Raw genomic sequence first — 26,305 nt, forward strand, 5'->3', positions numbered from 1 at the left:
CGCGAGCACCTGAGGACAAGCCCTCGGCCTATTAGTACCAGTCAACTCCACCAGTTACCCGGCTTCCATATCTGGCCTATCAACCCAGTCGTCTACTGGGAGCCTTAACCCATCAAGTGGGTGGGAGTCCTCATCTCGAAGCAGGCTTCCCGCTTAGATGCTTTCAGCGGTTATCCCTCCCGAACGTAGCCAACCAGCCATGCCCTTGGCAGGACAACTGGCACACCAGAGGTTCGTCCGTCCCGGTCCTCTCGTACTAGGGACAGCCCTTCTCAAGACTCCTACGCGCACAGCGGATAGGGACCGAACTGTCTCACGACGTTCTAAACCCAGCTCGCGTACCGCTTTAATGGGCGAACAGCCCAACCCTTGGGACCGACTCCAGCCCCAGGATGCGACGAGCCGACATCGAGGTGCCAAACCATCCCGTCGATATGGACTCTTGGGGAAGATCAGCCTGTTATCCCCGGGGTACCTTTTATCCGTTGAGCGACGGCGCTTCCACAAGCCACCGCCGGATCACTAGTCCCGACTTTCGTCCCTGCTCGACCCGTCGGTCTCACAGTCAAGCTCCCTTGTGCACTTACACTCAACACCTGATTGCCAACCAGGCTGAGGGAACCTTTGGGCGCCTCCGTTACCCTTTAGGAGGCAACCGCCCCAGTTAAACTACCCACCAGACACTGTCCCTGATCCGGATCACGGACCCAGGTTAGACATCCAGCACGACCAGAGTGGTATTTCAACAATGACTCCACCACAACTGGCGTTGCGGCTTCACAGTCTCCCACCTATCCTACACAAGCCGAACCGAACACCAATATCAAGCTATAGTAAAGGTCCCGGGGTCTTTCCGTCCTGCTGCGCGAAACGAGCATCTTTACTCGTAGTGCAATTTCACCGGGCCTATGGTTGAGACAGTCGAGAAGTCGTTACGCCATTCGTGCAGGTCGGAACTTACCCGACAAGGAATTTCGCTACCTTAGGATGGTTATAGTTACCACCGCCGTTTACTGGCGCTTAAGTTCTCAGCTTCGCCACACCGAAATGTGACTAACCGGTCCCCTTAACGTTCCAGCACCGGGCAGGCGTCAGTCCGTATACATCGCCTTACGGCTTCGCACGGACCTGTGTTTTTAGTAAACAGTCGCTTCTCGCTGGTCTCTGCGGCCACCACCAGCTCAAGGAGAAAATCCCATCACCAGCAATGGCCCCCCTTCTCCCGAAGTTACGGGGGCATTTTGCCGAGTTCCTTAACCATAGTTCACCCGAACGCCTCGGTATTCTCTACCTGACCACCTGAGTCGGTTTAGGGTACGGGCCGCCATGAAACTCGCTAGAGGCTTTTCTCGACAGCATAGGATCATCCACTTCACCACAATCGGCTCGGCATCAGGTCTCACCCTTCAATGAGGAACGGATTTACCTACTCCTCGGGCTACACCCTTACCCCGGGACAACCACCGCCCGGGCTGGACTACCTTCCTGCGTCACCCCATCACTCACCTACTACAGGTCTGGACCGTCGGCTCCACCACTCCCCTCAACTCCGAAGAGATCAGGGCGGCTTCACGGACTTAGCATCGCCTGGTTCGACGTTGGCGCTTCAAAGCGGGTACCGGAATATCAACCGGTTGTCCATCGACTACGCCTGTCGGCCTCGCCTTAGGTCCCGACTTACCCTGGGCAGATCAGCTTGACCCAGGAACCCTTAGTCAATCGGCGCACACGTTTCCCACGTGTGTATCGCTACTCATGCCTGCATTCTCACTCGTGAACCATCCACAACTCGCTTACACGGCTGCTTCACCCGGCACACGACGCTCCCCTACCCATCACAGCGATCGTTAGACCACATGCTGCAATGACACGACTTCGGCGGTACGCTTGAGCCCCGCTACATTGTCGGCGCGGAATCACTTGACCAGTGAGCTATTACGCACTCTTTCAAGGATGGCTGCTTCTAAGCCAACCTCCTGGTTGTCTCTGCGACTCCACATCCTTTCCCACTTAGCGTACGCTTAGGGGCCTTAGTCGATGCTCTGGGCTGTTTCCCTCTCGACCATGGAGCTTATCCCCCACAGTCTCACTGCCGCGCTCTCACTTACCGGCATTCGGAGTTTGGCTAAGGTCAGTAACCCGGTAGGGCCCATCGCCTATCCAGTGCTCTACCTCCGGCAAGAAACACACGACGCTGCACCTAAATGCATTTCGGGGAGAACCAGCTATCACGGAGTTTGATTGGCCTTTCACCCCTAACCACAGGTCATCCCCCAGGTTTTCAACCCTGGTGGGTTCGGTCCTCCACGAAGTCTTACCTCCGCTTCAACCTGCCCATGGCTAGATCACTCCGCTTCGGGTCTTGAGCGCGCTACTAAACCGCCCTATTCGGACTCGCTTTCGCTACGGCTTCCCCACACGGGTTAACCTCGCAACACACCGCAAACTCGCAGGCTCATTCTTCAAAAGGCACGCAGTCACGACCGTGCTCCGAAGAACACGGCGACGCTCCCACGGCTTGTAGGCACACGGTTTCAGGTACTATTTCACTCCGCTCCCGCGGTACTTTTCACCATTCCCTCACGGTACTATCCGCTATCGGTCACCAGGGAATATTTAGGCTTAGCGGGTGGTCCCGCCAGATTCACACAGGATTTCTCGGGCCCCGTGCTACTTGGGAAATACTCAAGCAAGTTGCTGACGTTTCAGCTACGGGGGTCTTACCCTCTACGCCGGGCCTTTCGCATGCCCTTCGCCTACATCAACAATTTCTGACTCACCGACCGGCCGGCAGACCGATCAAAAGCACTCCCACAACCCCGTATGCGCAACCCCTGCCGGGTATCACACACATACGGTTTAGCCTCATCCAGTTTCGCTCGCCACTACTCCCGGAATCACGGTTGTTTTCTCTTCCTGCGGGTACTGAGATGTTTCACTTCCCCGCGTTCCCTCCACATACCCTATGTGTTCAGGTATGGGTGACAGCCCATGACGACTGCCGGGTTTCCCCATTCGGACACCCCCGGATCAAAGCTCGGTTGACAGCTCCCCGGGGCCTATCGCGGCCTCCCACGTCCTTCATCGGTTCCTGGTGCCAAGGCATCCACCGTGCGCCCTTAAAAACTTGGCCACAGATGCTCGCGTCCACTGTGCAGTTCTCAAACAACGACCCGTACCCCGTCACCCACACCTCACGATGCGGTTCACCGGGACCGGCCGAAGGAACAGGCAACTTTCCAGCCCGTACCCTCAGACACCCAACAGCGTGCCCGGCATCATTTTTCTGCTCACTCTGTGTTCCACGCCGAAGCAGTACTAACAGAGAAGAGCATCCAGACGATGCCGAATAGTCAACGTTCCACCCATGAGCAAACCGTGCGAGACATGCGCTCGCAGTCGGCTATGTGCTCCTTAGAAAGGAGGTGATCCAGCCGCACCTTCCGGTACGGCTACCTTGTTACGACTTCGTCCCAATCGCCAGTCCCACCTTCGACGGCTCCCCCCACAAGGGTTGGGCCACCGGCTTCGGGTGTTACCGACTTTCGTGACGTGACGGGCGGTGTGTACAAGGCCCGGGAACGTATTCACCGCAGCAATGCTGATCTGCGATTACTAGCGACTCCGACTTCATGGGGTCGAGTTGCAGACCCCAATCCGAACTGAGACCGGCTTTTTGAGATTCGCTCCACCTCACGGCTTCGCAGCTCATTGTACCGGCCATTGTAGCACGTGTGCAGCCCAAGACATAAGGGGCATGATGACTTGACGTCGTCCCCACCTTCCTCCGAGTTGACCCCGGCAGTCTCCTGTGAGTCCCCATCACCCCGAAAGGCATGCTGGCAACACAGAACAAGGGTTGCGCTCGTTGCGGGACTTAACCCAACATCTCACGACACGAGCTGACGACAGCCATGCACCACCTGTACACCGACCACAAGGGGGCCCCTGTCTCCAGAGGTTTCCGGTGTATGTCAAGCCTTGGTAAGGTTCTTCGCGTTGCGTCGAATTAAGCCACATGCTCCGCCGCTTGTGCGGGCCCCCGTCAATTCCTTTGAGTTTTAGCCTTGCGGCCGTACTCCCCAGGCGGGGAACTTAATGCGTTAGCTGCGGCGCGGACAACGTGGAATGTCGCCCACACCTAGTTCCCAACGTTTACGGCGTGGACTACCAGGGTATCTAATCCTGTTCGCTCCCCACGCTTTCGCTCCTCAGCGTCAGTGTCGGCCCAGAGATCCGCCTTCGCCACCGGTGTTCCTCCTGATATCTGCGCATTTCACCGCTACACCAGGAATTCCGATCTCCCCTACCGAACTCTAGCCTGCCCGTATCGAATGCAGACCCGGAGTTAAGCTCCGGGCTTTCACATCCGACGCGACAAGCCGCCTACGAGCTCTTTACGCCCAATAATTCCGGACAACGCTTGCGCCCTACGTATTACCGCGGCTGCTGGCACGTAGTTAGCCGGCGCTTCTTCTGCAGGTACCGTCACTCTCGCTTCTTCCCTGCTGAAAGAGGTTTACAACCCGAAGGCCGTCATCCCTCACGCGGCGTCGCTGCATCAGGCTTTCGCCCATTGTGCAATATTCCCCACTGCTGCCTCCCGTAGGAGTCTGGGCCGTGTCTCAGTCCCAGTGTGGCCGGTCGCCCTCTCAGGCCGGCTACCCGTCGTCGCCTTGGTAGGCCATCACCCCACCAACAAGCTGATAGGCCGCGGGCTCATCCTGCACCGCCGGAGCTTTCCACACGCATCCCATGCGGGAGCGTGTCATATCCGGTATTAGACCCCGTTTCCAGGGCTTGTCCCAGAGTGCAGGGCAGATTGCCCACGTGTTACTCACCCGTTCGCCACTAATCCCCGGCCGAAACCGGTTCATCGTTCGACTTGCATGTGTTAAGCACGCCGCCAGCGTTCGTCCTGAGCCAGGATCAAACTCTCCGTGAATGCTTCCGGGATATCCCGGTCACACAGTCACGAGAGCGGAGCAGACCGGAGGAATAATCCAGTCCGCTCACAGCGTCCTCGCTGTGTATTTTTCCAAAGGAACCTCGTCCGAGATGGACGGGGTATCAACATATCTGGCGTTGACTTTTGGCACGCTGTTGAGTTCTCAAGGAACGGACGCTTCCTTTGAAACCGTTTCACCGGTTTCTCCGGGCGCTTCCCTTCGGTGTTTCCAACCTTACCAGATTCTTTTTCGGTCCGTTTCCGGTCCGATTTCTGATTCCGGTGGCCGTTGGAGGGGCCTTTGCCTTTCGGCGTGTTTTCGACTTTAGCAGACACGCATCCGCCGAACCTAATCGGCTTCGAATGATGCCTGCAGGTGTCAAAGGTGCTCCGTTGGATTTCCATCCGTCTGCGGAGCGAGTTCAGATTTAAGCGTCTGTGAGTGAGCAGACACTGCTCACCACAACCGTTTAAACCTACCTCCCAAGGTGAACCTCGTCAAGGATCCTGGGGAAGATTCTTTGTGCGGCGCCATCGAAGCGCCTACGCTCTCCATCCGCCGCGACATTCCAACCTACACATCCGTACTCCCTGCGTCAAGGGAATCCCAGAAGATTCTCAACGTCGCAGGTCAGAGGGGGCGTGGCGGCGGTCAGGCGGCGAAGGACGACGGCGGGCTCTCCAGGTCCTCGAGCTCGATGCCGGGGGCTGCGAGGACCACGTCGCCGGCGATATGGATCGTCCGGACCTCTCCGGTGTCCAGCTCGCTGACCTGGTATTCATCCACAACGAGTGGGCCAGTGTCGGTGGTGTGTCCGGCTCTGTCGCGAAGTGCCCAGGACTGGTCCAGGGTCAGGGGCGCGAGGACCGGATCGGTGAAGGCCACGAGGCGGACGCGGACGGCTCCGGCGCCCGGCTCCAGCCGCAGCAGGCGGGAGATGGCGACCAGGAAGGCCGGGGAGGCACCGGTGAAGGCGTGGGCGCCGACATTGCCCTCGGTCGCGTGCTCCCCGGTGGGATCCGTACGGACCCAGGTGACCCCGTCCAGTGCGGCGCCCTTGACCTGCCAGCTCGCCGCGTGCAGCTCGACTCTGAGCGGTCGGCCCAGTTCGTCGAGGGTGAGGTCCACGGACCCGGCGTGATCGCCGGAAGGTGAGGTCCGCTGTGCGACATAGCGCCATCCGCTGGGGCCGGGCGCGCACTGGAAGTGCTCCTCACCCAGCGGGGTGTGGTCGTGCGGGTCGTGGAGGGAGTAGCGGCCGCGAGGCATGGTGAGGTCCTTGACGAACGTCGGGCCCGCCCCGCCGGACGGCGCGGACGGGCCCTGGGGCCCCCGCCGGGGCGGGGGCCGGGTCAGCGGCCGCCGACCGTGCGGTCGACGGGGCCGGTGCGATCAGCGGATGTGATCAGTAACGGTAGTGCTCGGGCTTGTACGGGCCCTCGACCGGGACGCCGATGTAGGCGGCCTGCTCGGGCCGGAGCGTGGTCAGCTTCGCCCCCAGCGCGTCCAGGTGAAGGCGGGCGACCTTCTCGTCCAGGTGCTTGGGGAGCACGTAGACGTCGGTCGGGTACGACTCCGGCTTGGTGAAGAGCTCGATCTGGGCGATGGTCTGGTTCGCGAAGGAGTTGGACATCACGAACGACGGGTGACCGGTCGCGTTGCCGAGGTTCAGCAGACGGCCCTCGGAGAGCACAATGAGCGTCTTGCCGTCGGGGAAGGTCCAGGTGTGGACCTGCGGCTTGACCTCGTCCTTCACGATGCCCGGGAGGGCGGCGAGGCCGGCCATGTCGATCTCGTTGTCGAAGTGGCCGATGTTCCCGACGATCGCCTGGTGCTTCATCTTGGCCATGTCCGCGGCCATGATGATGTCCTTGTTGCCGGTCGTGGTGATGAAGATGTCGGCGGTCTCCACCACGTCGTCCAGGGTGGCGACCTGGTAGCCGTCCATCGCGGCCTGCAGTGCGCAGATCGGGTCGATCTCGGTGATGATCACCCGGGCGCCCTGGCCGCGCAGCGACTCGGCGCAGCCCTTGCCCACATCGCCGTAGCCGCAGATGACCGCGACCTTGCCACCGATCAGCACGTCGGTCGCGCGGTTGATGCCGTCGACCAGGGAGTGGCGGCAGCCGTACTTGTTGTCGAACTTGGACTTGGTCACCGCGTCGTTGACGTTGATCGCCGGGAAGAGCAGCAAGCCGTCCCGCTGCATCTCGTAGAGGCGGTGGACGCCGGTGGTGGTCTCCTCGGTGACCCCGCGGATCTCGGAGGCCAGCTGAGTCCACTTCTGCGGGTTCTCGGCGATGGTGCGGTTCAGCAGCTCGAGGATGACGCGGTGCTCGTCGTTCTCGGCGGTGGCGACGTCAGGGGCGGCGCCGGCCTTCTCGTACTCGACGCCCTTGTGGACGAGGAGGGTGGCGTCGCCACCGTCGTCCAGGATCATGTTGGGCCCGCCGGTGGGGGTGCCGGGCCAGGTCAGGGCCTGCTCCGTGCACCACCAGTACTCCTCCAGGGTCTCGCCCTTCCAGGCGAAGACCGGGATGCCCTGCGGGTTCTCCACAGTGCCGTTCGGACCGACGGCGATCGCGGCCGCGGCGTGGTCCTGGGTGGAGAAGATGTTGCAGGAGGCCCACCGGACCTCGGCGCCAAGGGCGGCCAGGGTCTCGATCAGCACGGCGGTCTGCACGGTCATGTGCAGCGAGCCGGTGACACGGGCGCCGGCCAGGGGCTGCTGCTCGGCGTACTCCTTACGGATCGCCATCAGGCCGGGCATCTCATGCTCGGCGAGGGTGATCTCCTTACGGCCGAAGGCAGCCAAGGAGAGGTCCGCGACCTTGAAGTCCTGACCGGAGACGGCTGTCGTCATGAGTGCTGCTCCTCCTCGATCGTGTGTGAGCGAGAGTGGTTTCGGCTGGGCATGTGAGGCGCTGGACAGGGCCCCGCGCAGCGGGCACACCTATCCCCTTCTACCTCACAGTGCGCAGTCCGTCGGAGGCCCTCTCTCCCTCGGCCGACCCGGTGTACGGGCCGCCCGACCGCCATCAGCAGCGACGTCTGGCTCGGTCACGAATCTACACCGATCGGCGTGGCAAACCCCAGCCCCCATGGGCCATCTTCGGCCGTAAGGCGATGACCTGCGCCGACGGCCACGCCGCTCGGGGAGCCCGGTGGCTCACCCCGTCGCTTTGATCCTGGCCGGATGTATTGCACGATGCCGCGAGCGCGGGGACGCTGGCAGCTTCCCGCGCCCGCTCGATGCGTTGTTAAGGAGAACCACGTGACCAGTCCAGCCGATCCCCCCAACGGTGCGGGGGCCAGCGGACCGGGGCTCAAGCTGCTCGCGGTGACCGCTTGTCCCACGGGTATCGCCCACACCTATATGGCCGCTGAGAAGCTGGCTCAGGCGGCGGAGTCACTCGGCCACAGCATGAAGGTGGAGACCCAGGGCTCGATCGGGGCCGAGAACGTTCTGTCTGACAACGATGTCAGACAGGCCGACGGCATCATCATCGCCGCCGACAAGGACGTCGACCGCAGCCGGTTCATCGGGAAGAGAGTGCTCGTCGTCGGGGTCGCCGACGGCATCCACCGCCCGGAGCGGCTGCTCGAGCAGGTGCGCAACGCGCCGGTGTACCAGGGCGACGGCCATGAGCCCCAGCGCGGCGCCGCCTCGGCGGCTTCCGGCGGCGGTAAGGGGCGCAGCGTCACCTATAAGGCGCTCATGAACGGCGTCTCGTACATGATCCCGTTCGTCGTGGTCGGCGGTCTGCTGATCGCGGTCTCGCTCGCCCTGGGCGGTGATACGACGTCCAAGGGCATCGTCATCCCCGACGACTCCTTCTGGAAGACGGTCAACGACATCGGGAGCATCGGCTTCGCGCTGATGATCCCGGCCCTGTCCGGCTATATCGCCTACGCCATCGCGGACCGGCCCGCGCTGGTGCCGGGCATGGTGGGCGGCTGGATCGCGGCCCACGGCGAGCTGTACGACAGCGAGGCGGGCGCCGGTTTCATCGGGGCGATCGTCACCGGCTTCCTGGCCGGCTATCTGGTGCTGTGGATCAAGCGGGTCAAGGTTCCGAAGTTCGTCCAGCCGATCATGCCGATCATCGTGATCCCGATCGTGGCGACCTCGGCGCTCGGCCTCTTCTTCATATATGTCCTCGGCGAACCGATCTCCTGGGTCTTCGAGCGCCTCACCGACTGGCTCGGCGGGCTGACCGGCACCAGCGCGGCGCTGCTCGGCATCATCCTCGGGCTGATGATCGCGTTCGACATGGGCGGTCCCGTCAACAAAACCGCGTTCCTCTTCGGTGCGGGGTTGGTGTCCAAGAACCCTGAGGTCATGGGGGCGTGTGCGGCGGCCATTCCGGTTCCGCCGCTGGGCCAGGGGCTGGCCACGCTGCTGCGCCGCCGGATGTTCGACGACCAGGAGCGGGAGACCGGGCTCGCGGCGCTCTTCATGGGCTTCTTCGGCATCACCGAGGGCGCGATTCCATTCGCCGCGGCGCGTCCGGCGCGGGTCATCCCGGCGAACATGCTGGGCGGCGCGGTCGCCGGGGCGATAGCCGGGGTGGCGTCGGTCGAGGACAACGTGCCGCACGGCGGGCCGATCGTCGCGGTGCTCGGCGCGGTCGGCGGGGTGCCGATGTTCTTCGTCGCGGTTGTCGTCGGTACGGCGGTTACGGCGCTGGTCACGATCGCGCTGATGTCGCTGGGCGGCGGCGGCGGGCGGGATGCGGATGCGGAGGCGGCGGGGGCCGCGGAAGCCGTCTCCTTGGTTCCGTCGCCGGCGGGTGCGCCGGTGCTGGCCGGGGTGGGCAGCGGGGGCGGTACGGGGGCGGCGAGCGGTGCCGTGGCGGATTCCTCGGCGAGCGGTGCCGTGGCTGCCTCTGACGCCGCCGCCCCTAAGACTGTGTCCGTCTCGGCCGCTGAGCCGCGGGGCGGCGGTAAGGCCGAGGCCGAGGCTGAGGCCGCTCCGGAGGCTGAGGCCGCTCCCGAGGTCGATGCCGCGGACCAGGTGCTGTCCGGCTATCTCACCGGGCAGACCGTGAAGGAGCGGCTGACGGCGGACGGTAAGGACGCCGCGATCCGCGAGATGGCCGAGCTGCTGGCCGCGACCGGCAAGGTGGCGGATACGGCGGAGCTGGTCCGGGCCGCGTTCGCCCGGGAGGACCAGGGCACCACCGGTCTCGGCGAGGAGATCGCGATTCCGCATGCCAAGACGGACGCGGTGACCGCTCCCGTCGTCGGCTTCGCGCGCTCCCCCGAGGGCATCGAGTGGGGCGCGCCGGACGGCACGAAGGCCAGGCTGGTGTTCATGATCGCGGTGCCGGAGGCGGCCGCGGGCGATGAGCATCTGCGGATTCTGGCGCTGCTGTCGCGCAAGTTGATGGGCGCCGAGTTCCGGGAGCGGTTGCTGGGGGCGACGGATGTGGCGGCGATTCTGCGGGTGCTCGGGGAGATCGAGTAGGCCCCTTGTGGGCAGCTCCCTACCGGCAGCCCCTTGTGGGCAGGTGCGCCCCGGTTGCGTGGGCGGCGTATGCCGTCGGCGGCCGGGGCGCGCTTCCGGGTGCGGCCCCGTTGTTCGTGCGGGGCGCGCCGTCGGCGGCCAAGGTGCGCTTCCGGGTGCGGCCCGGCTGTTCGTGCGGGGCGCCCCGTCACCGGCCAAGGTGCGCTTCCGGGTGCGGCCCCGTTGTTCGTGCGGGGCGCCCCGTCACCGGCCGAGGTGCTTTGCCGGGTGCCACCCGGTGGCCTGTGCGGCACGCGCCGTTGGCGGCCAGGGTGCTTTGCCGGGTGCGGCCCGGTGGCCGGTTTGTGCCCACCCGTTCCGCCCCGCGGAACGAATGCCCACAAACCGGCGGGGCGGCTCTGCCGTATGCGTTCAGGTGGGCGTGGATGTGCGGAGGATGTCCGGTTCCAGGTAGATGACTCGGGCGATGGGGACCGCCTCGCGGATGCGCGCCTCCGCGGCGTCGATGGCGCGGGCGACCTCCACCGCCGTGTCATCGTGCTGCACCGCGATCTTGGCGGCGACCAGCAGTTCCTCGGGGCCGAGGTGGAGCGTGCGCATGTGGATCAGCCCGGTGACGGTCTCGCCGTCCACGACCGCTTCGCGGATCTTGGCGACCTCGGTGACGTCGGCCGCCTCGCCCAGCAGCAGCGACTTGGTCTCGGCCGCGAGCACCAGGGCGATCAGCACCAGCAGGACGCCGATGCAGAGGGTGCCGATGCCGTCCCAGACGCCGTCGCCGGTCAGCAGCGCGAGCCCGACCCCGCCGAGCGCGAGGACCAGTCCGACGAGGGCGCCGAAGTCCTCCAGGAGGACGACGGGCAGTTCGGGAGCCTTGGCCCGGCGCACGAACTGCGACCAGCTCAGCTTGCCGCGGATCTCGTTGGACTCCTTGATGGCCGTACGGAAGGAGAAGCCCTCGGCGATGATCGCGAAGATGAGCACCCCGACCGGCCAGTACCAGTGCTCCACCTCATGGGGATGCTTGATCTTCTCGTAGCCCTCGTACAGCGCGAAGACACCGCCGATGGTGAACAGCACGATGGAGACGAGGAAGCCGTAGATATAGCGCTCGCGGCCGTAGCCGAAGGGGTGCTCGGGGGTGGCCTCGCGCTTGGCCTTCTTCCCACCGAGGAGCAGCAGCCCCTGGTTGCCCGAGTCGGCGAGCGAGTGCACGCCTTCGGCGAGCATCGACGACGAGCCGCTGAAGGCGAACGCCACGAACTTGGCTGCGGCGATAGCCAGGTTCGCGCCCAGCGCGGCAACAATCGCCTTGGTTCCGCCTGATGCACTCATATGTGCCGAATGTCCCTTCCGCTTCATTACAGCTCATGGCGGCTTTGCCAGCGCTTTACCGCCTCACGGCGGGCCATTGTTCCAGCCCCTCGAACGGGCCGTACGTCAGGCCGTCACTGTGGCCCTGAACACAGTGCCGTCGCCGCCCAGTACGGCCTCCTCGCCGGCCGGTACGAAGGCCGACTGCCCGCGCGTCAGCGGGAGTTCGCCGTCCGCGCCGCGCAGGGAGACCTCGCCCGAGGCGCACAGCAGGATCTGCGGGCCAGTCGCCGGCAGCGGGCGCGGAGCGGCGCCGTCGGCCAGGACGTGGCGGGAGAGCCGGAACTCGCCGATCGGGGTGGTGTAGAGCTCCTCACCGGAGGGGTCCGCCTCGGGCCGCAGGACGGCGGGGGCGGCGCTTTCGAAGCGGACGACGCGCAGCAGCTCGGGGACGTCCACATGCTTGGGCGTGAGCCCGCAGCGCAGCACATTGTCGGAGTTGGCCATGATCTCGACGCCCAGGCCGTCGAGATAGGCGTGCGGTACGCCGGCGCCGAGGTAAAGCGCCTCGCCGGGCTGGAGGGTCACGAAGTTGAGCAGCATCGCGGCGATCGCCCCGGGGTCGCCCGGGTAGTGCTGCGCGATGGAGGCGTACGCCGCGTACGCCGGGGCGTGCGGTCCGTCCAGCGCGCCGAGCCGCTCGGCGGCGGCCGCTGCCTGCCTTACGGTCTCCGTCATCGCCTCAGGGTCGGCCGTCAGCACGGCGGTCAGCACCTCGCGCAGTGCGTGCGACTCCGGGTGGGCGTGCAGGATGTCGACGTACGGCTTGAGCGAGTCGACCTCCAGGGCGGCCAGCAGTTCGGCCGCCTCGTTCGGGTCGCGGAAGCCGCACAGCCCGTTGAACGGCGTGAGCGCGCATATCAACTCGGGCTTGTGGTTGGCGTCCTTGTAGTTGCGATGCGGGGCATCGGCCGGAACGCCGCGCTCCTCCTCGTCCGCGTAGCCCTCCTTGGCCTGCTCGAGGTCGGGGTGGACCTGGAGCGACAGCGGCGAGGCGGCGGCCAGCACCTTCAGCAGGAACGGCAGCTGCGGCCCGAAGAGGCTCACGGCGTCCGCGCCGAGCTCGCCCTCGGGATCCGCGGCGATCACCTCGGAGAGCGCGACGGGGCCCGTGCCCCGGTCGACCCGGGACGGCGCCCCGGGGTGTGCCCCCATCCACATCTCGGCCTGCGGCTCCCCAGTCGGCCGGACGCCCAGCAGCTCGGGGATGGCGGTGGTGGAGCCCCAGGCGTAGGGGCGCACGGTGTTGACGAGGCGGTCCATGCGGTGCGGTTCCTGACTGTGCAGTGAGGGACGTGGGGCGGGTGGTGGGTGGTCTTACGGCGTCACGTTCTGACTGCGTCAAGTTCTATCGGCCGAAGCGAGCGCGAGGTAAACGGCGGCGAAATCCGTGATGGCGAGAAGTTCCGCGGCGTTCTCCAGCGGGGTGCCCCCGGCCGGTTCCAGCTCGCTGAACGCGGTGTCATGCGCCAGCGCGAGCTCCCGGGCGGTCGGCACCGCCGAGACCTGGCCCACCGGCTCCTCGTGGAGCAGCACGATCCGGGCGCGGAGCGCCTCGGCCTCCTCCACCCGGTCGCGGAAGAAGTCGTCCGGGTCGGCTCCGCCCGCGAATGCCCCGGTCAGCATCGCGCCATGTGCGGCGAGCGCCCCGGGGAGCTCGGCGACGAGCGCGGGGCGCCCGGCGAGCGACGCGAGCAGCCTCGCGAAGCGCCGTCCGGTCGCGGCGGCGACCGGGCCCTCGGTCCACAGCAGCGGAAGCGCCCCGGCGAGCTCGGCCGCGAGCGTCTTGGCGGGGTTGGTGTAGGTGGCGATGGCCGGGCCGCAGCGCTCGGCGACCTGGTCGAGTCGGTCGGCGACCTGCAGCAGCGCGGCGGGCGACGCGGACACCAGGCCGATCCGGTCGACCAGCAGCAGCAGCGGCGTGAGCAGGGCCCACAGCGTGCCGGGCAGCGCGGGGCCGGTCATCTCGTCGGGCGCGGTGCCGGGCGGCTCGACGGGGTGCGGGACGGGAGGCGTCCCGTATGTGCCGGGGGCATCGCCCAGGGCGCCCTCGGCGCGGGCGGTGTCGTCGTCCTCGGCCGTGCCGGGCGCGTGCGGGTCCCTGCGGTACGGATCGGTGCTGTACCCGCCCGTGGCGTACGGGGCCGTGGCGTACGGCGCGGTGGCCAGCGGCACCATCAGGCCGCGCGCCTGCGCGACCGCGTCGGTCAGCGGGGACTGGCCCGGGGCGACCGCGACGATCGCGCAGCCGCGGCGGTACGCCTGCTCGACAAGGCGCGGAAGGCCCGGTTCCGTACCGTCCGGCGTCGCGACGACCAGCAGGTCGAGCGGGCCCGCCCAGCCGGGCAGCGTCCAGCGCAGGGCGCCCGGCGCGGGGGCCACGCCGGTGGGCGCGATCAGGCTGACCGGGCAGTTGCCCCCGCTGAGCGCGCCGAGGAGGTCGGCGGTGCAGGTTCCGGCCGCCCCTGGGCCCGCGACCATGACGGCGCGCGGCCGCCCGTCCGGCTTGAGATCGCCGATCCCCGCCTCGGTGGCATGCCGGGCGGCGGTGCGGATGCGGGCGCCGGATTCGGCTGCTCCGCGGAGCAGCCCGCGGCTATCGGCGCGGGCTAGGGCCTCTGGGGCGTCGAGGAGGGATTCGTCGAGCATCGTGCTTCGGCCTCCGATCGCCGTGGCGGGCGGTACGCGCGGGACCGCGCGGGGCTGGGGCTCCGGCGGGCCGCCGGGTCAGGCCGGGCGGCGGGCCTCGTCGACGAGCAGCACGGGGATGCCGTCCCGGACGGGGTACGCGAGACCGCACCCCTCGCCCGTGCACACCAGCTCGGGGGTCTCCGGGGACTGCTCCTCGCGCAGCGGGGCGTGGCACGCCGGGCAGGCGAGGATGTCCAGAAGACCGGCTTCGAGCGGCATGGGGCGTCCCTTCGGGTATGGGTCCAGCCGGACATCGGCCCGGCGTGGTCAGCGTACCGCCGGGCGGGGGCGCGGCGCGGCCGGTGGGCACCGGAGCCCGGGGGCTCGCCCCCGGGCTCCGGTGATGCCGTGCGCCCCGCGTGCGGTGTCCGCCGTAAGGACGCGGACGGCCGCGGGGTCCGCGCGCGGACGGCCGTAAGGCTTACGCGCGGACGATGGAGAGGACCTCGTCGCGGACCCCGGCCACCCGCTCCGCGTCCCGCGCCTCCACGTTCAGCCGCAGCAGCGGCTCGGTGTTGGAGGGGCGGAGGTTGAACCACCAGTCGGCGGCGGTGACCGTAAGGCCGTCGAGTTCATCGAGCTCGACGCCTTCGCGGCCCTCGTACGCCGCCTTGACCGCCTCCATGCGCCCGGTCTGGTCGTCGACGGTGCTGTTGATCTCCCCGGAGGCCGCGTACCGGTCGTACTGCGCGACCAGCTCCGACAGCGGGCCCTTCTGGCCGCCGAGCGCGGCCAGGACGTGCAGGGCGGCCAGCATGCCGGTGTCGGCGTTCCAGAAGTCGCGGAAGTAGTAGTGCGCGGAGTGCTCACCGCCGAAGATCGCGCCAGTGCGGGCCATCTCGGCCTTGATGAAGGAGTGGCCCACGCGAGTGCGGACGGGGGCGCCCCCGTTCTCCTTGACGACCTCCGGGACCGACCACGAGGTGATGCAGTTGTGGATGACCGTCCCGCCCGGGTGCTTGCCCAGCTCGCGGGCGGCGACCAGGGCGGTGATGGCGGAGGGGGACACCGGCTCGCCGCTCCCGTCCACGACGAAGCAGCGGTCGGCGTCGCCGTCGAAGGCGAGCCCGAGGTCGGCGCCGGTCTCCAGGACCCGGGCCTGCAGATCAACGATGTTCTTGGGGTCGAGCGGGTTGGCCTCGTGGTTGGGGAAGGTGCCGTCCAGCTCGAAGTAGAGGGCGTCGAGCTCGAGCGGGAGCCCCTCGAAGACGGTCGGGACGGTGTGGCCGCCCATGCCGTTGCCCGCGTCCACGACGACCTTCAGCGGCCGGATGGCGGTCAGGTCCACCAGCGAGCGCAGATGGGCGGCGTAGTCGGCGAGGACGTCCCGCTGGGTGATGGTGCCGGCCTCGGCGGCGGGCGCGGGCGCGCCGCTGTCGGCCCATTCCTCGACCAGGGCGCGGATGTCGGCGAGCCCGCTGTCCTGGCCGATGGGGGCGGCGCCCGCGCGGCACATCTTGATGCCGTTGTACTGCGCGGGGTTGTGGCTGGCGGTGAACATCGCGCCGGGCAGGCCGAGATGTCCGCTCGCGAAGTAGAGCTGATCGGTCGAGCACAGCCCGATCTCGGTCACGTCCACCCCGAGCGAGGCGGCGCCACGCGCGAAGGCCCGCGCCAGACCGGGCGAGGAGGGGCGCATGTCATGGCCGACGACGATCGCGTCCGCGCCGGTCACCCGGGCGAAGGCGGCGCCGAAGAGTTCCGAGAGCGACTCGTCCCACTGGTCCGGGACCACACCGCGCACGTCGTACGCCTTCACGATCTGCGACAAGTCGGGCACAGCCAACCCCTTCTGGAGGTCCTGGTGAAGATGTATCTGCGGACGCCTCTGGGGACGTCCCTACGGACCTCAAAACCTACCCGCAGGACCTGGGCCGGAACTGTGAGCCCCGTCGCGCGGCGTGCTGCCGGGCCTCCCGGGCCGGGTCACGACAGCATGGCGTGCTGCCGGGCGTCCCCGAGCGGGTCACGGCAGCATCCAGCTCAGCAGGAACGACGACTGCGCGACGACGATGAGGCACATCACCAGCAGCAGCGCGAGGCTCCACGGCAGCACCTTACGGAGCAGATCCCCCTCGCGCCCCTTCAGCCCGACCGCCGCGCAGGCGATGGTGAGGTTCTGCGGGGAGATCATCTTGCCGAGCACCCCGCCCGAGCTGTTGGCCGCGGCCAGCAGATCCGGGGAGAGCCCGGACTCATGGGCGGCGGTCACCTGGAGGGCACCGAAGAGGGCGTTCGCGGAGGTGTCCGAGCCGGAGACGGCGACGCCGAACCAGCCGAGCACCGGAGAGAGGAAGGCCAGCCCGGCCCCGGCGGCCGCGACGAAGTGCCCGATGCTGGCGGCCTGCCCGGAGAGATTCATGACATAGGCGAGCGCGAGCACCGAAGTGACCGTAAGGATCGCATGACGCAGTTCGTGCACCGTCGCTGTCCACTCCCGCGCGGCGTCACAGGCGGTCACCCCCAGCACGGCGACGGTGGCCACCCCGGCCACCAGCACCAGGGTCCCGCCGGTGGCGATCAGCGGCAGCGAGAAGACATTGGCGCCGACCGGCTTGCCGTCGGGCGCCGCGACGTCCAGGAAGGGCCAGTCGAAGGTGCGGGTGGCCTTGGCCAGGAGATCCTTGACCGGGCCCATCTGGGCTATGGAGAAGATCGCCACGATGAGCGCGTACGGGGCGTAGGCGCGCAGCACCTCGGGGCGCGGGTCCTCGCGGTCCAGATCGTCGCTGCGTACGCCGGTGAGCACGGCGGCGCGCACCGGCTCCTCGGCCGGGCGCCGGGCGGCGGGCATGGCCACCAGCACGGCCGCGCCGACCAGCGCCGCCGCGATGTCGGCGAGCTGGACGGAGAGGTAGTTGGAGACGGTGAACTGGGCGACGGCGAAGGCGACCCCGCAGGCGAGCGCGGGCGCCCAGGTCTCGCGCAGCCCGCGCCGGCCGTCCACGAGCGCGACCAGCAGCAGCGGGACGACGAGGGCGAGCAGCGGGGTCTGCCGCCCCACGACGGAGGCGACGGAGTCCAGCGGCAGCCCGGTGACCTGAGCCAGCGTCACCACGGGGGTGGCCATGGCGCCGAAGGCGACCGGCGCGGTGTTGGCGACGAGCGCGACCACGGCGGCGCGCACCGGGTCGAAGCCGAGCGCCACGAGCATGACCGAGCAGATCGCCACGGGTGCGCCGAACCCGGCGAGCGCCTCCAGGAGCGCACCGAAGCAGAAGGCGATGACGAGTGCCTGGACGCGGGGGTCGTCCGAGAGCCGGCCGAAGGAGCGGCGCAGCACGTCGAAGTGGTCGGTGCGGACGGTCATCCGGTACACCCACAGGGCGTTGACGACGATCCACAAGATGGGGAAGAGACCGAAGAGCGCCCCCTGGACGGCGCTGGAGAGAGCCTGGCCGACGGGCATTCCGTACGGGAGGCAGGCGACGAGCGCGGCGACGACGAGCCCTATGGGGCCCGCGTAGTGGGCGCGCATCCGCACCCCGCCGAGCAGGACGAGGACGGTGACGAGGGGAAGGGCGGCGACGAGGGCGGACAGGGAGAGTGAATCGGCGACGGGGTCCAACTGCTGCACGAACACACGGGCCTCCCGGCATGGACCATCCCTGGAAGGTCACATCCGTAATGCGGAAACGGAGGACCCTGGCGTGCAGGCATGGTCGTGTCCGCGCCAAGTCACAGTCAATGCTCCGTCAGCAAGTGATCCCGGCAAGGGGCCGGAGAGGACCGCGAGACGTTCGCGAGAAGATCGCGGGGAAAGATCGCGGGGAAAGTGCGGGAAGGTCGCGGGGGAAAGTGCGGCTAGCGGCCGATCAGGACTCGGGCGACCGCAGGACCCGCAGATGGCCGCGGCGCGCGACCTCACGCGGGTCGCCCTCCCGGCCGCCGTGTCCGCTCCCGGCCCCGGATCCTCCCGAACCGGACGCCGCCCCCGCCGCGCGCTCATGCGGGCGGGCGGCCTCGCGGACCGCGTTGGCCAGCGCCTCCAGATCGTCACCGCTGGGCCGGGTCGGGCCGGTGTCGACGGCGAGCCGGACGACCTCCCAGCCACGCGGGGCGGTCAGCCGCTCGGAGTGCTCCGAGCACAGGTCGTAGCAGTGGGGCTCGGCGTAGGTGGCGAGCGGCCCGAGAACGGCGGTCGAGTCCGCATAGACGTACGTCAGCGTCGCGACGGCGGGGCGGCCGCAGGCGGTGCGCGAACAGCGACGTACAGGGCTCACGACGTTGGACGGTACCGCACTCTTGAGCGGGCCGCGACGACTCTCCACCAGCTCACTCCGCCGTGTCGTCCTGGTTCGCCCCGTGCACCCGAAACGTGAACTTACCGGTTGACCAGCATGGACTTCCGGCGCGACAAAAACCGCCGACAACGAATCCGGTCAGCACTCGAACCGAGAGAGATCATCCTGGGCCAGGGAAGCGACGCAAGAGACGTCCGTTTTTGGACCCAAGCATGGCTGGAATGCTCATTTGGCGACATCCGGCACGGCTGTCCGGTAAGCGCATGGGGGGTGGGCAGGCGACGGCTACCCTCGTGAGTGATGACCAGGCCCGTACATCCCCAACAGTCCGAGCCGCGCCCTCGCCGTCGCGACCGCCACGGACGAGGTATGCGCGGCCCTATCGCGCCGCCCCAGGTGCCGCTCTCGGTCAGTCGTGCGGAGTCCTTCGTCGATCTGGTGCAGGACTCGGCGGAGCGGCTGGAGAGACGCTGGCCACAGCTTTCCGGAGTCGACTTCACGGTGCTGGAGGTGCCCACGTCGGGACTCGGCGGCCCGGAGCCGGGCGGGGGCCCGGACGGGCACGGCGGACCGGACGGCTGGGACGGCGAGTCCGTGCCGCTCGGGCGCTTCATCGCGGCTCGCGGGGACGCGCCGGACCGGATCGTGATCTACCGCCGCCCGGTCGAGATCCGGGCGAAGAACCGGGACGAGCGGGCGCTGCTGGTGCACGAGGTCGTGGTCGAGCAGGTGGCGGAGCTGCTGGGGCTGGCTCCGGAGTCCGTGGACCCGCGGTACGGGCAGGACTAGCGGGCGGCGGCACCCCAAGGCGCGAGGCGCTCCGAGGCACGCGACGCCCAGAGACGCGAGGCGCCCCGAGGGACGAGGCGCCCAGAGACGCGGCCCGCCCCGGGGCGGGCCGCGAACCTCCGTTGCACGCCCCGGCACGGGCCGCAGGACCCCAGGACCCGGCCCTAGACGTCCCCAGGCGCGGCCCTAGTCGTCGTTGAGCAGGGACAGGTCCTGGCCCGCCTCGGGCACCGCGACCATGCCCCGGTCGTCCGGCAGCGGCTGGATCGTGAACATCGGGACCCCGTCCTGCGGCAGCGCCAGCATCCGCGAGGCGTGCACCGGGCCGCCGGAGAGCCGCTCGACCGTCACCGCGTACGGGCCCTTGCCCGAGGCCGGGCGCGGTGGCTCCAGGGCCTGGGTGGTGCCGCCCTTGACCTCGTAGGTCTTGCTGACCGGGCTGCCGCCGCCGGCGCCCGCCGAAGCGGTGATCCGCACCTTGGCGGTCGCTCCCGGCGCCACCAGGGAGAGCGTCGAGCCCTTGGTGCGGTTGTCGGCCGCGGTGGCGCTGCGCTCGATCGCGCCGGTCGCCGGGATGAACGCCGTCTCCTGCTCGCTCCCCTTGCCCCGGGTCACCTGGAGCCCGGCTACCACCGGTGTGGCAGGGCCGTCGCCGCCCTCGGGGGTGAGCAGCAGCGAGCCGGGCTCGCCCTTGGTTACGTCGCCGAGGTCGATCGCGGTCGTCATCCCGCTCTTGACGTGCAGCGACTCATGTCCGGCGGGGGTGATCGAGTTGTTCGGCCCGGCCAGCCGCACCTTGAGGTCCGCGTCGTCGGCCCCGGGCGCGAAGACGACCAGGCGCGCCGAGGTGGCGTCCTTGGGGAGGCCGGGAATCGCCACGCTCGTCGAGGGCACGGCGGAGGCGGGAAGCCAGTCGCTCCCCGCCTTCTGGTCCACGGCCTGTACGGCCGCGCCGATCCGGCCGGTGCGGGCCGTCACGCGGAGCGAGGCGCTGGCCGTCCGCTGGTCGGTGAGGGTCGAGAGCAGGACCGGGACCGTGGAGCGCGGCGGGACCGTGATCGACTCGTCGGTCGAGGGCTTCAGCCGGCCGCTCGGTCCGTAGAGCTTCAGGTCCACCTCGGCGGCGGCGTCGTCCGGGTTCGTCAGATGGACGAAGTCCTGGCGGTTCCGGTCGGTGCTGACACCGGGGAACCAGAAGTCCGTGTCGGGCGCCGTGCACGCGGTGCCCAGGATGCCGCGCCCGCTGCCCGCGTCGATCGTGGTGGTCTGCTGGACGGTCCAGCCGGGCGCGAAGCGGCCGTCGGCGGTGCCGATGAGCGCGGGGGCTCCCGCGCTGTCCTGGTCGGTGGTGACGGGCTTGCCGGGCTCCTTCAGGGGCAGTACGGGCTTGTCGCCGCCCGGGGACGGCTGGCCGCCCTTCTTGCCGTCCTTGCCGCCCTTACCGCCGTCGTCGCCGCCGGGATCCGCCACGTCGTCAGCGGGGTTCTGGGCGGGCAGCAGTTCGGCGGTGCCGTCCTTGGCGTCCACGCCGTCCCGCTTGGGCGTGTACGCGGTGTAGGTGGTGCTGCTCACATCCGAGGAGGAGGGCGTCGGGCACAGCAGCGTCGAGCGCTGCACGGGCAGCCGGGTGGCGGCCTTCGCGGCGGAGTCCGCGTCATCGGAGGAGCCCCCGGTGAGGGCCGCGACGCCGGTGACGGCGGCCAGCGCCGTGGCGGCGCCGATCAGGGACAGGGTGGTGCGGTTCATCGCTGCTGCTCGCTCCCGTCGCGGCGGTCCTCGGGGTCGGCGCCGCCGTACGTCGTGTCGCCCTGCGGGGGGTAGCCGCCGTCGGGGTAGGGCTGCTGCTGGTCGTAGCCGTAAGGATCGGCGTACTGGCCGCCCGCGTACGGGTCCGCCGGGTACTGGCCCTCCTGGTACTGGCCCTGGCCCTCCTGGTAGCCGGCCGGATAGCCGGTGTCCTGATAGCCGCCCTGGTAGTCACCGGCCGGGTACTGGCCGCCGGGGTACTGACCCGGGTAGCCCTCGCCCTGGTACTGCTCGCCTTGGTACTGCTCCCCCTGGTACTGACCGGCCGGGTACTGGCCGTATCCGGCGTCGGCGTACGTCTGCGCGTCCCACTGCTGCCCGTACTGCTCCTGATGCGGCACGGCCTGCTGCTGATGCGGCACCGCCGCGTACGGATCACCGGCGGCCGTCTGGTCGCCGTACGGATCGTTCGCCACCGCCTGGTCACCGTAAGGGTCGTTCGCCGCGGCCTGGTCGCCGTAAGGGTCACCCATGGCGGCCGGCTCGGCGGGCGGCCGCATCGGCGGCTCGCCCGGCTGCGGGGGAATCTCGTCCGGCTGCGGGGGCATGGCGTCCGGCAGCGGGGGCATGGCGTCCGCGGCGGCCGGATCCGCCTCCGGCCGCCCCTGGGTGGCCTCGGCCTGCACGGCCTGCGCCTCCGCGGCGGCCCGCAGCCGCCGCGCCCGGCGTCCGTCGCCCGCCATGTCCTCGGCGGTGATGACGGCGGCCGCGGCCTCCGCGTCCGGCAGGTCGTCGTCGACGTTCCGGCGGCGGCCCGGCAGGGCGAGCACCAGCAGCACGACCGCGAGCAGCCCCTGCGCCCACACCCACGCCGTGTGCGTGATGGGTGTGTCGTAGGTGAGGTCCAACCGGCCGCCGTTCGCCGGGAGTTCGAAGCCCTGCGCCCAGCCGTCGACCGTCGTCGCCTTCAGCGGCTTGCCGTCGAGCGTGGCCTGCCAGTCGGGCGCGGACCGGTCGGCGATCCGCAGCACCCGCCCGGCCGTGCCGTCGGGCACCGTGGTGTGCGCCTCGACGGGGCCGGACGCCACATGCACCGGCTTGGCCGCCGCGCCGCCCGCCGGACGGCCCGAGGACTCGGCCGGGACGATGGAGACCCGCGAGACGCGCTGGTCGACCCGCCACAGCACGCCGCCGTGCTCGCGGCTGAGCTGGGTGAGGCCCGGGGTCGCGTTCAGCACCCGCTCCATCTCGGACGGCGCGCCCTTCTGGACGTACACGTAGCGCACCGCGTAGCCGCCGAGCTGACGGGTCTGGTCGGCGCCGGAGCCCGCGATCAGATTGGCCACGACACCGTCGAGCCGGGTGTCGGCGCCGACGGCCGCCGCGAGTTCGCCCTCGCCCAGCCGGGCGCCGGAGCCGCGCACCAGGGCGTAGTCGGCGTGGGCGGCGCTGCTGCCGCCGCCGAGCACCAGGGTGCGGGCCTGGTCCTCGGTGGCGCTCTCGGCCGCCACGAACGCCGGAACCTGCGAGGGGTCGCGCCGCCCCACCGGGCCGTCCGCGCCGCTCACCATCCAGCTGACGGCGGCGTACAGCGGCGCGGCGACCGTGGCGACCGCGATCAGCAGCGCCACCGGCTGGCGCCAGCCGAAGCTCTGCGCCGCGACCCGCTCGCGTGCGTTCTCGGCGGCGACCACACCTGCGGTCAGCAGCGCCAGGCCGTAGACGAGGGTCGCGGGCCCGGCCCAGCCGGAGCCGCCCGTGAACGCCGCGAAGAGGAAGCCGGTGAGCGCCACGACCCACGCGGTGCGCACGACCGTCTGCCGCTCCCCGCGCATCAGCGCGGCGAGCGCGGCCAGGACGAAGCCGAGCAGCAGCAGCGTGCCGCCGCCCTTGGGGCCGCCGGGGCTGAGCGCGAGCAGGTCCAGGGCGGACGCGGAACCGGCGCCGCGGTCCAGCCCGGCCTCCTCGAGGAAGCGGGCGGGGTCGGTAAGGAGGTCCAGCGACCAGGGGGCGAGCACGACGAGCGGGGTGACGACCACGGTCAGGAACCGCAGCCCGTACCCCATGAGCTGCTCGGTGCCGCTCTGCCGGTAGCGCAGTACGAGCACGCCGACGCCCAGGAGGAGCGCCATCGGCCAGACGACCGGGGTGAAGGCCATGGTGAACGTCAGCAGCAGCGCGTACGCCCACGCCGCCCGCCAGCTCGGCAGCCGCGTCCCATTGCTCGTGAACCCGCTCGCCGCGGCAGCGGCCCGGGCCATCAGCGGCAGCAGTATGGCGAGCACGGCGGTGCCGAGCCGCCCGCCCGCGAGCGCCCCGGTCGCGGCCGGGAGGAAGGCGTACGCGACGCTCCCCCAGGCGCGCAGCAGGCGGGACTCGACCAGGGGCCGGGAGGCGAAGTACGCGATGAACCCGGCCAGCGGCACCGAACAGACCAGCAGCAGGGTCAGCGTGAAGCCCGTGGAGCCCAGGAAGACCGTGCCCAGCGCGGCGAGGGCGGCCAGATACGGCGGCGCGGACTGCGTCCCGCCGGTGCCGACCGGATGCCAGCCGTCCACATAGCTCGACCACAGCTCGGAGACATGAGCGGGCGCGGGCAGCAGGGCGCCGCCCGCGAGCGCGCCCGCACCGAGCAGATCCCGGCAGGCGACCAGCGAGACCACCAGCAGGACGAGGAAGAGCATCGGCCCGGGCTTGCGCGCGATCCGCTTGAGCCGGGCGAACTGCTCGACCTCCAGGAAGTCGGCGTCATCGCCGCCGGGCCCGGACTCGACCGCGCCGTGCCGCCCGCCGGAGGACAGCTCGGGCTCGGAACGGCCGCCTATATTGCTGGCGACCTGCTCGACCGTCGCCCTTACGGTCGCGCCGGGCGGCGGGAACAGCGGCCGCAGCTCGCTCGGCTCCGCCGCGGGGCGGCCTCTGCGCTTGCGCGCGGCGAGGATCCGCCCCGGCCGCAACAGGATGCCGAAGAGACCGGCGACCTCGTCCAGGGCCTGCCCCGGCACCTTGCCCACGAGGTAGGCCAGGGTGCGCAGCAGCGTGCCGAACAGAAGCCGCAGCATCACATAGGGCAGCAGCGCGCCGCGGGTGTTGACCAGCAGGGTGTAGACGGCGCCGGCCTTGTCCACGCGATGGGGGTTCGCCACGGAGCGCCCCACGCAGTCGATGGGCCGCCGCTCGCGCGCGGACGCCTCCGCATGCCGCAGTACGGCGTCCGGAGCGATCAGCACCTGGTGCCCGGCCGCCTGGGCGCGCCAGCACAGGTCGACGTCGTCCCGCATCAGGGGCAGCCGGGTGTCGAAACCGCCCAGCTCCTCCCATACGTCGCGGCGCACCAGCATGCCCGCGCTGGACACCGACAGCACGGGGCGCACCTGGTCGTGCTGGCCCTGGTCCTGCTCGCGCCGCTCCAGACCGGTCCAGCGGCGGCCACTGCGGGCAATACTGACGCCGACTTCGAGCAGCTGCCGGCGGTCGTACCAGCCGCGCAGCTTGGGGCCGACGATCGCGGGCTCGCGGTTGGCGGTGAGCTCGGCGTCGACGACCCGCAGCAGCTCGGCCAGCGCGTCGGGCTCGGGCGCGCAGTCGTCGTGCAGCAGCCACAGCCACTGGACGGGCTCGCCGTGCGGCAACTCCGGCAGGTCGTACGCGTCATCGCGCCAGGCCCGGTTGACGGGGTCCCAGCCGCTGGGGCGCTTGAGGTACGTGAGCTCCTCGGGGCCGAGCTCCGGGGCCGTACGGACCGCCTCGGCGACGGCCGTGCCGAAGCCGCTGCGGCGCGCCATATGCAGCACCCGCTGCTCGCCGAGGGTCTCGGTGAGCAGCCGGGCGGAGTCGTCGGCGCTGCCGGTGTCGGCCGCGACGACGCTCTGGACGGGGCGCTCCTGGCCGAGCAGACCGGACAGCGCGTCGGGCAGCCAGCGGGCGCCGTCGTGGGCGACCAGGACGGCGGTGACGACATGACGCGGATAGGCCGGTGCCTGAACCGGTTCTTGAGCGGGCGCAAACGCGGCGTTGGCGGCCGGATATTGGGCCGCCTGGTGGCTGTGCACGGACATCGAGGTACGGGCCCCGGTTCGCTGGACTGCGGTGGACGCGCGCGCCCCCTGGGGGCGTTGGAGCGTCTCGGACGGGGCCCCACACTAACGGCTGTGTATGCGGCCGGTCCGCCTCCCGTCACCATGCGGGCGGGGGCGGACCGGTCGCGGTGGCTCAGCCCGCCGCGAACTGTGCGGATATGTCAGCGCGGGTCATACGGTTCCGGCAGGTCTGACGGGCCCGACGAGTCGACGGGACCGACGGGTCCGGCGGGTCCGGCGGGTCCGGCGTCGGGTGTCAGACGGCGGCCTTCTTCAGTCGGCGGCGCTCACGCTCGGACAGACCACCCCAGATGCCGAACCGCTCGTCGTTGGCGAGGGCGTACTCAAGGCACTCGGAACGGACCTCACAGGCGAGGCAGACCTTCTTCGCCTCACGGGTGGATCCGCCCTTTTCCGGGAAGAACGATTCGGGATCGGTCTGGGCGCACAGTGCGCGCTCCTGCCAACCGAGCTCCTCGTCCGCCTCTTCGACCAGCAGTTGCTGGAACAACTCGGTCATGTGCGCCCCTCGTCTGTCTTTGCGTCCCCGTGCCTGATGCCGTCGATGAACCGGCAGAACGACACGAGTGAAATTACAAGTGCGCCGATCCGGGCCAGTCAAGCCGAGATCTGCTATTGGGCCTCTTATTCACTCTGCGGAACCAAGGCTGCGCGGAAAGTGTTCAAATCGGCCTAAACGCGACACCTTCCCCATTCGACGCCCGGGCCACTCCTCTCACGCTCACTGAGGAGGACGCCATCGGCGCCGGTCCCGTTGCATCGCGCGGGAGATGGTGCGGGGTGGCGCGGGGGTCGTGCGGGGATCGTGCAGGGGTCGTGCGGGGGTGGTGCGCGTCGATGCGCGTTGGTGCGCCCTCTCACCGGTACAACGCGCGCACAAACCTTTCTGCCTCCATAGCGACCTGATGAGGTGAACCTTGAGCTGAAACGTGAGATCAAGTT

The 26,305-nt window shown here is 69.1% G+C and carries 14 protein-coding genes and 2 rRNA genes; 2 read left to right on the forward strand and 14 right to left on the reverse strand.

All coding sequences use genetic code 11. The features are described from left to right. Window positions 1–11: 11 nt before the first annotated feature. From CGL27_RS20455 to ahcY, 4 genes are all read right to left on the reverse strand, one after another. Window positions 12–3,133, reverse strand: a 23S ribosomal RNA gene (locus CGL27_RS20455). Between the two features lie 285 nt (window positions 3,134–3,418). Further along, window positions 3,419–4,945 (reverse strand): 16S ribosomal RNA (locus CGL27_RS20460). The 16S and 23S rRNA genes sit together here, the layout of an rRNA operon. A gap of 655 nt (window positions 4,946–5,600) precedes the next feature. Continuing rightward, on the reverse strand, window positions 5,601–6,218 hold the full coding sequence (locus tag CGL27_RS20470; RefSeq protein WP_078641818.1) for a hypothetical protein: 618 nt from the start codon (window positions 6,216–6,218) through the stop codon (window positions 5,601–5,603). A gap of 136 nt (window positions 6,219–6,354) precedes the next feature. Next, window positions 6,355–7,812: an adenosylhomocysteinase gene (gene ahcY / locus CGL27_RS20475; RefSeq protein ID WP_078641819.1), complete on the reverse strand. Its 1,458-nt coding sequence runs from the start codon at window positions 7,810–7,812 to the stop codon at window positions 6,355–6,357. A gap of 411 nt (window positions 7,813–8,223) precedes the next feature. On the opposite strand from ahcY, the gene CGL27_RS20480 reads away from it, so the two are divergent. Further along, window positions 8,224–10,419, forward strand: a complete 2,196-nt coding sequence (locus CGL27_RS20480; protein WP_119989148.1) for a fructose-specific PTS transporter subunit EIIC — start codon at window positions 8,224–8,226, stop codon at window positions 10,417–10,419. Window positions 10,420–10,830: 411 nt separating this feature from the next. Here CGL27_RS20480 and CGL27_RS20485 read toward each other — a convergent pair whose 3' ends face one another. The 7 genes from CGL27_RS20485 to CGL27_RS20515 form a co-directional block, all read right to left on the reverse strand. After that, window positions 10,831–11,754, reverse strand: a complete 924-nt coding sequence (locus CGL27_RS20485) for a cation diffusion facilitator family transporter (protein WP_078641821.1) — start codon at window positions 11,752–11,754, stop codon at window positions 10,831–10,833. A gap of 105 nt (window positions 11,755–11,859) precedes the next feature. Further along, window positions 11,860–13,056 (reverse strand): mannose-6-phosphate isomerase, class I, encoded by a 1,197-nt coding sequence (gene manA / locus CGL27_RS20490; RefSeq protein WP_078641822.1) that lies wholly within the window; start codon window positions 13,054–13,056, stop codon window positions 11,860–11,862. Window positions 13,057–13,134: 78 nt separating this feature from the next. Beyond that, complete coding sequence (locus CGL27_RS20495) at window positions 13,135–14,442, reverse strand: SIS domain-containing protein (RefSeq protein ID WP_119989150.1); 1,308 nt, start codon at window positions 14,440–14,442, stop codon at window positions 13,135–13,137. Window positions 14,443–14,520: 78 nt separating this feature from the next. Beyond that, window positions 14,521–14,703, reverse strand: coding sequence for a Trm112 family protein (locus CGL27_RS20500; RefSeq protein ID WP_078641824.1), 183 nt, complete (start codon window positions 14,701–14,703; stop codon window positions 14,521–14,523). 202 nt (window positions 14,704–14,905) lie between these two features. Further along, window positions 14,906–16,264, reverse strand: a complete 1,359-nt coding sequence (locus CGL27_RS20505; RefSeq protein ID WP_119989152.1) for a phosphomannomutase/phosphoglucomutase — start codon at window positions 16,262–16,264, stop codon at window positions 14,906–14,908. Window positions 16,265–16,450: 186 nt separating this feature from the next. Continuing rightward, window positions 16,451–18,067 (reverse strand): L-lactate permease, encoded by a 1,617-nt coding sequence (locus CGL27_RS20510; RefSeq protein ID WP_119989154.1) that lies wholly within the window; start codon window positions 18,065–18,067, stop codon window positions 16,451–16,453. Window positions 18,068–18,299: 232 nt separating this feature from the next. Then, window positions 18,300–18,755, reverse strand: a complete 456-nt coding sequence (locus CGL27_RS20515; RefSeq protein WP_119989156.1) for a DUF3499 domain-containing protein — start codon at window positions 18,753–18,755, stop codon at window positions 18,300–18,302. 342 nt (window positions 18,756–19,097) lie between these two features. On the opposite strand from CGL27_RS20515, the gene CGL27_RS20520 reads away from it, so the two are divergent. Further along, a complete protein-coding gene (locus CGL27_RS20520; RefSeq protein ID WP_240450577.1) occupies window positions 19,098–19,517 on the forward strand; it encodes a metallopeptidase family protein in 420 nt (139 codons plus the stop codon). A 186-nt stretch (window positions 19,518–19,703) separates the two neighbouring features. Here the strand turns inward: CGL27_RS20520 and CGL27_RS20525 are convergent, their stop codons facing one another. The 3 genes from CGL27_RS20525 to CGL27_RS20535 form a co-directional block, all read right to left on the reverse strand. Continuing rightward, complete coding sequence (locus CGL27_RS20525; protein ID WP_119989160.1) at window positions 19,704–21,263, reverse strand: DUF5719 family protein; 1,560 nt, start codon at window positions 21,261–21,263, stop codon at window positions 19,704–19,706. Beyond that, window positions 21,260–25,321, reverse strand: coding sequence for a glycosyltransferase family 2 protein (locus CGL27_RS20530; RefSeq protein ID WP_119989162.1), 4,062 nt, complete (start codon window positions 25,319–25,321; stop codon window positions 21,260–21,262). The genes CGL27_RS20525 and CGL27_RS20530 overlap by 4 nt, the downstream gene beginning before the upstream one ends. Window positions 25,322–25,598: 277 nt before the next feature. Further along, window positions 25,599–25,862: a WhiB family transcriptional regulator gene (locus CGL27_RS20535; protein ID WP_004952403.1), complete on the reverse strand. Its 264-nt coding sequence runs from the start codon at window positions 25,860–25,862 to the stop codon at window positions 25,599–25,601. Window positions 25,863–26,305: the final 443 nt, after the last annotated feature.

The organism is Streptomyces sp. 11-1-2 (assembly GCF_003595545.1).
GTDB lineage: Bacteria > Actinomycetota > Actinomycetes > Streptomycetales > Streptomycetaceae > Streptomyces > Streptomyces hygroscopicus_B.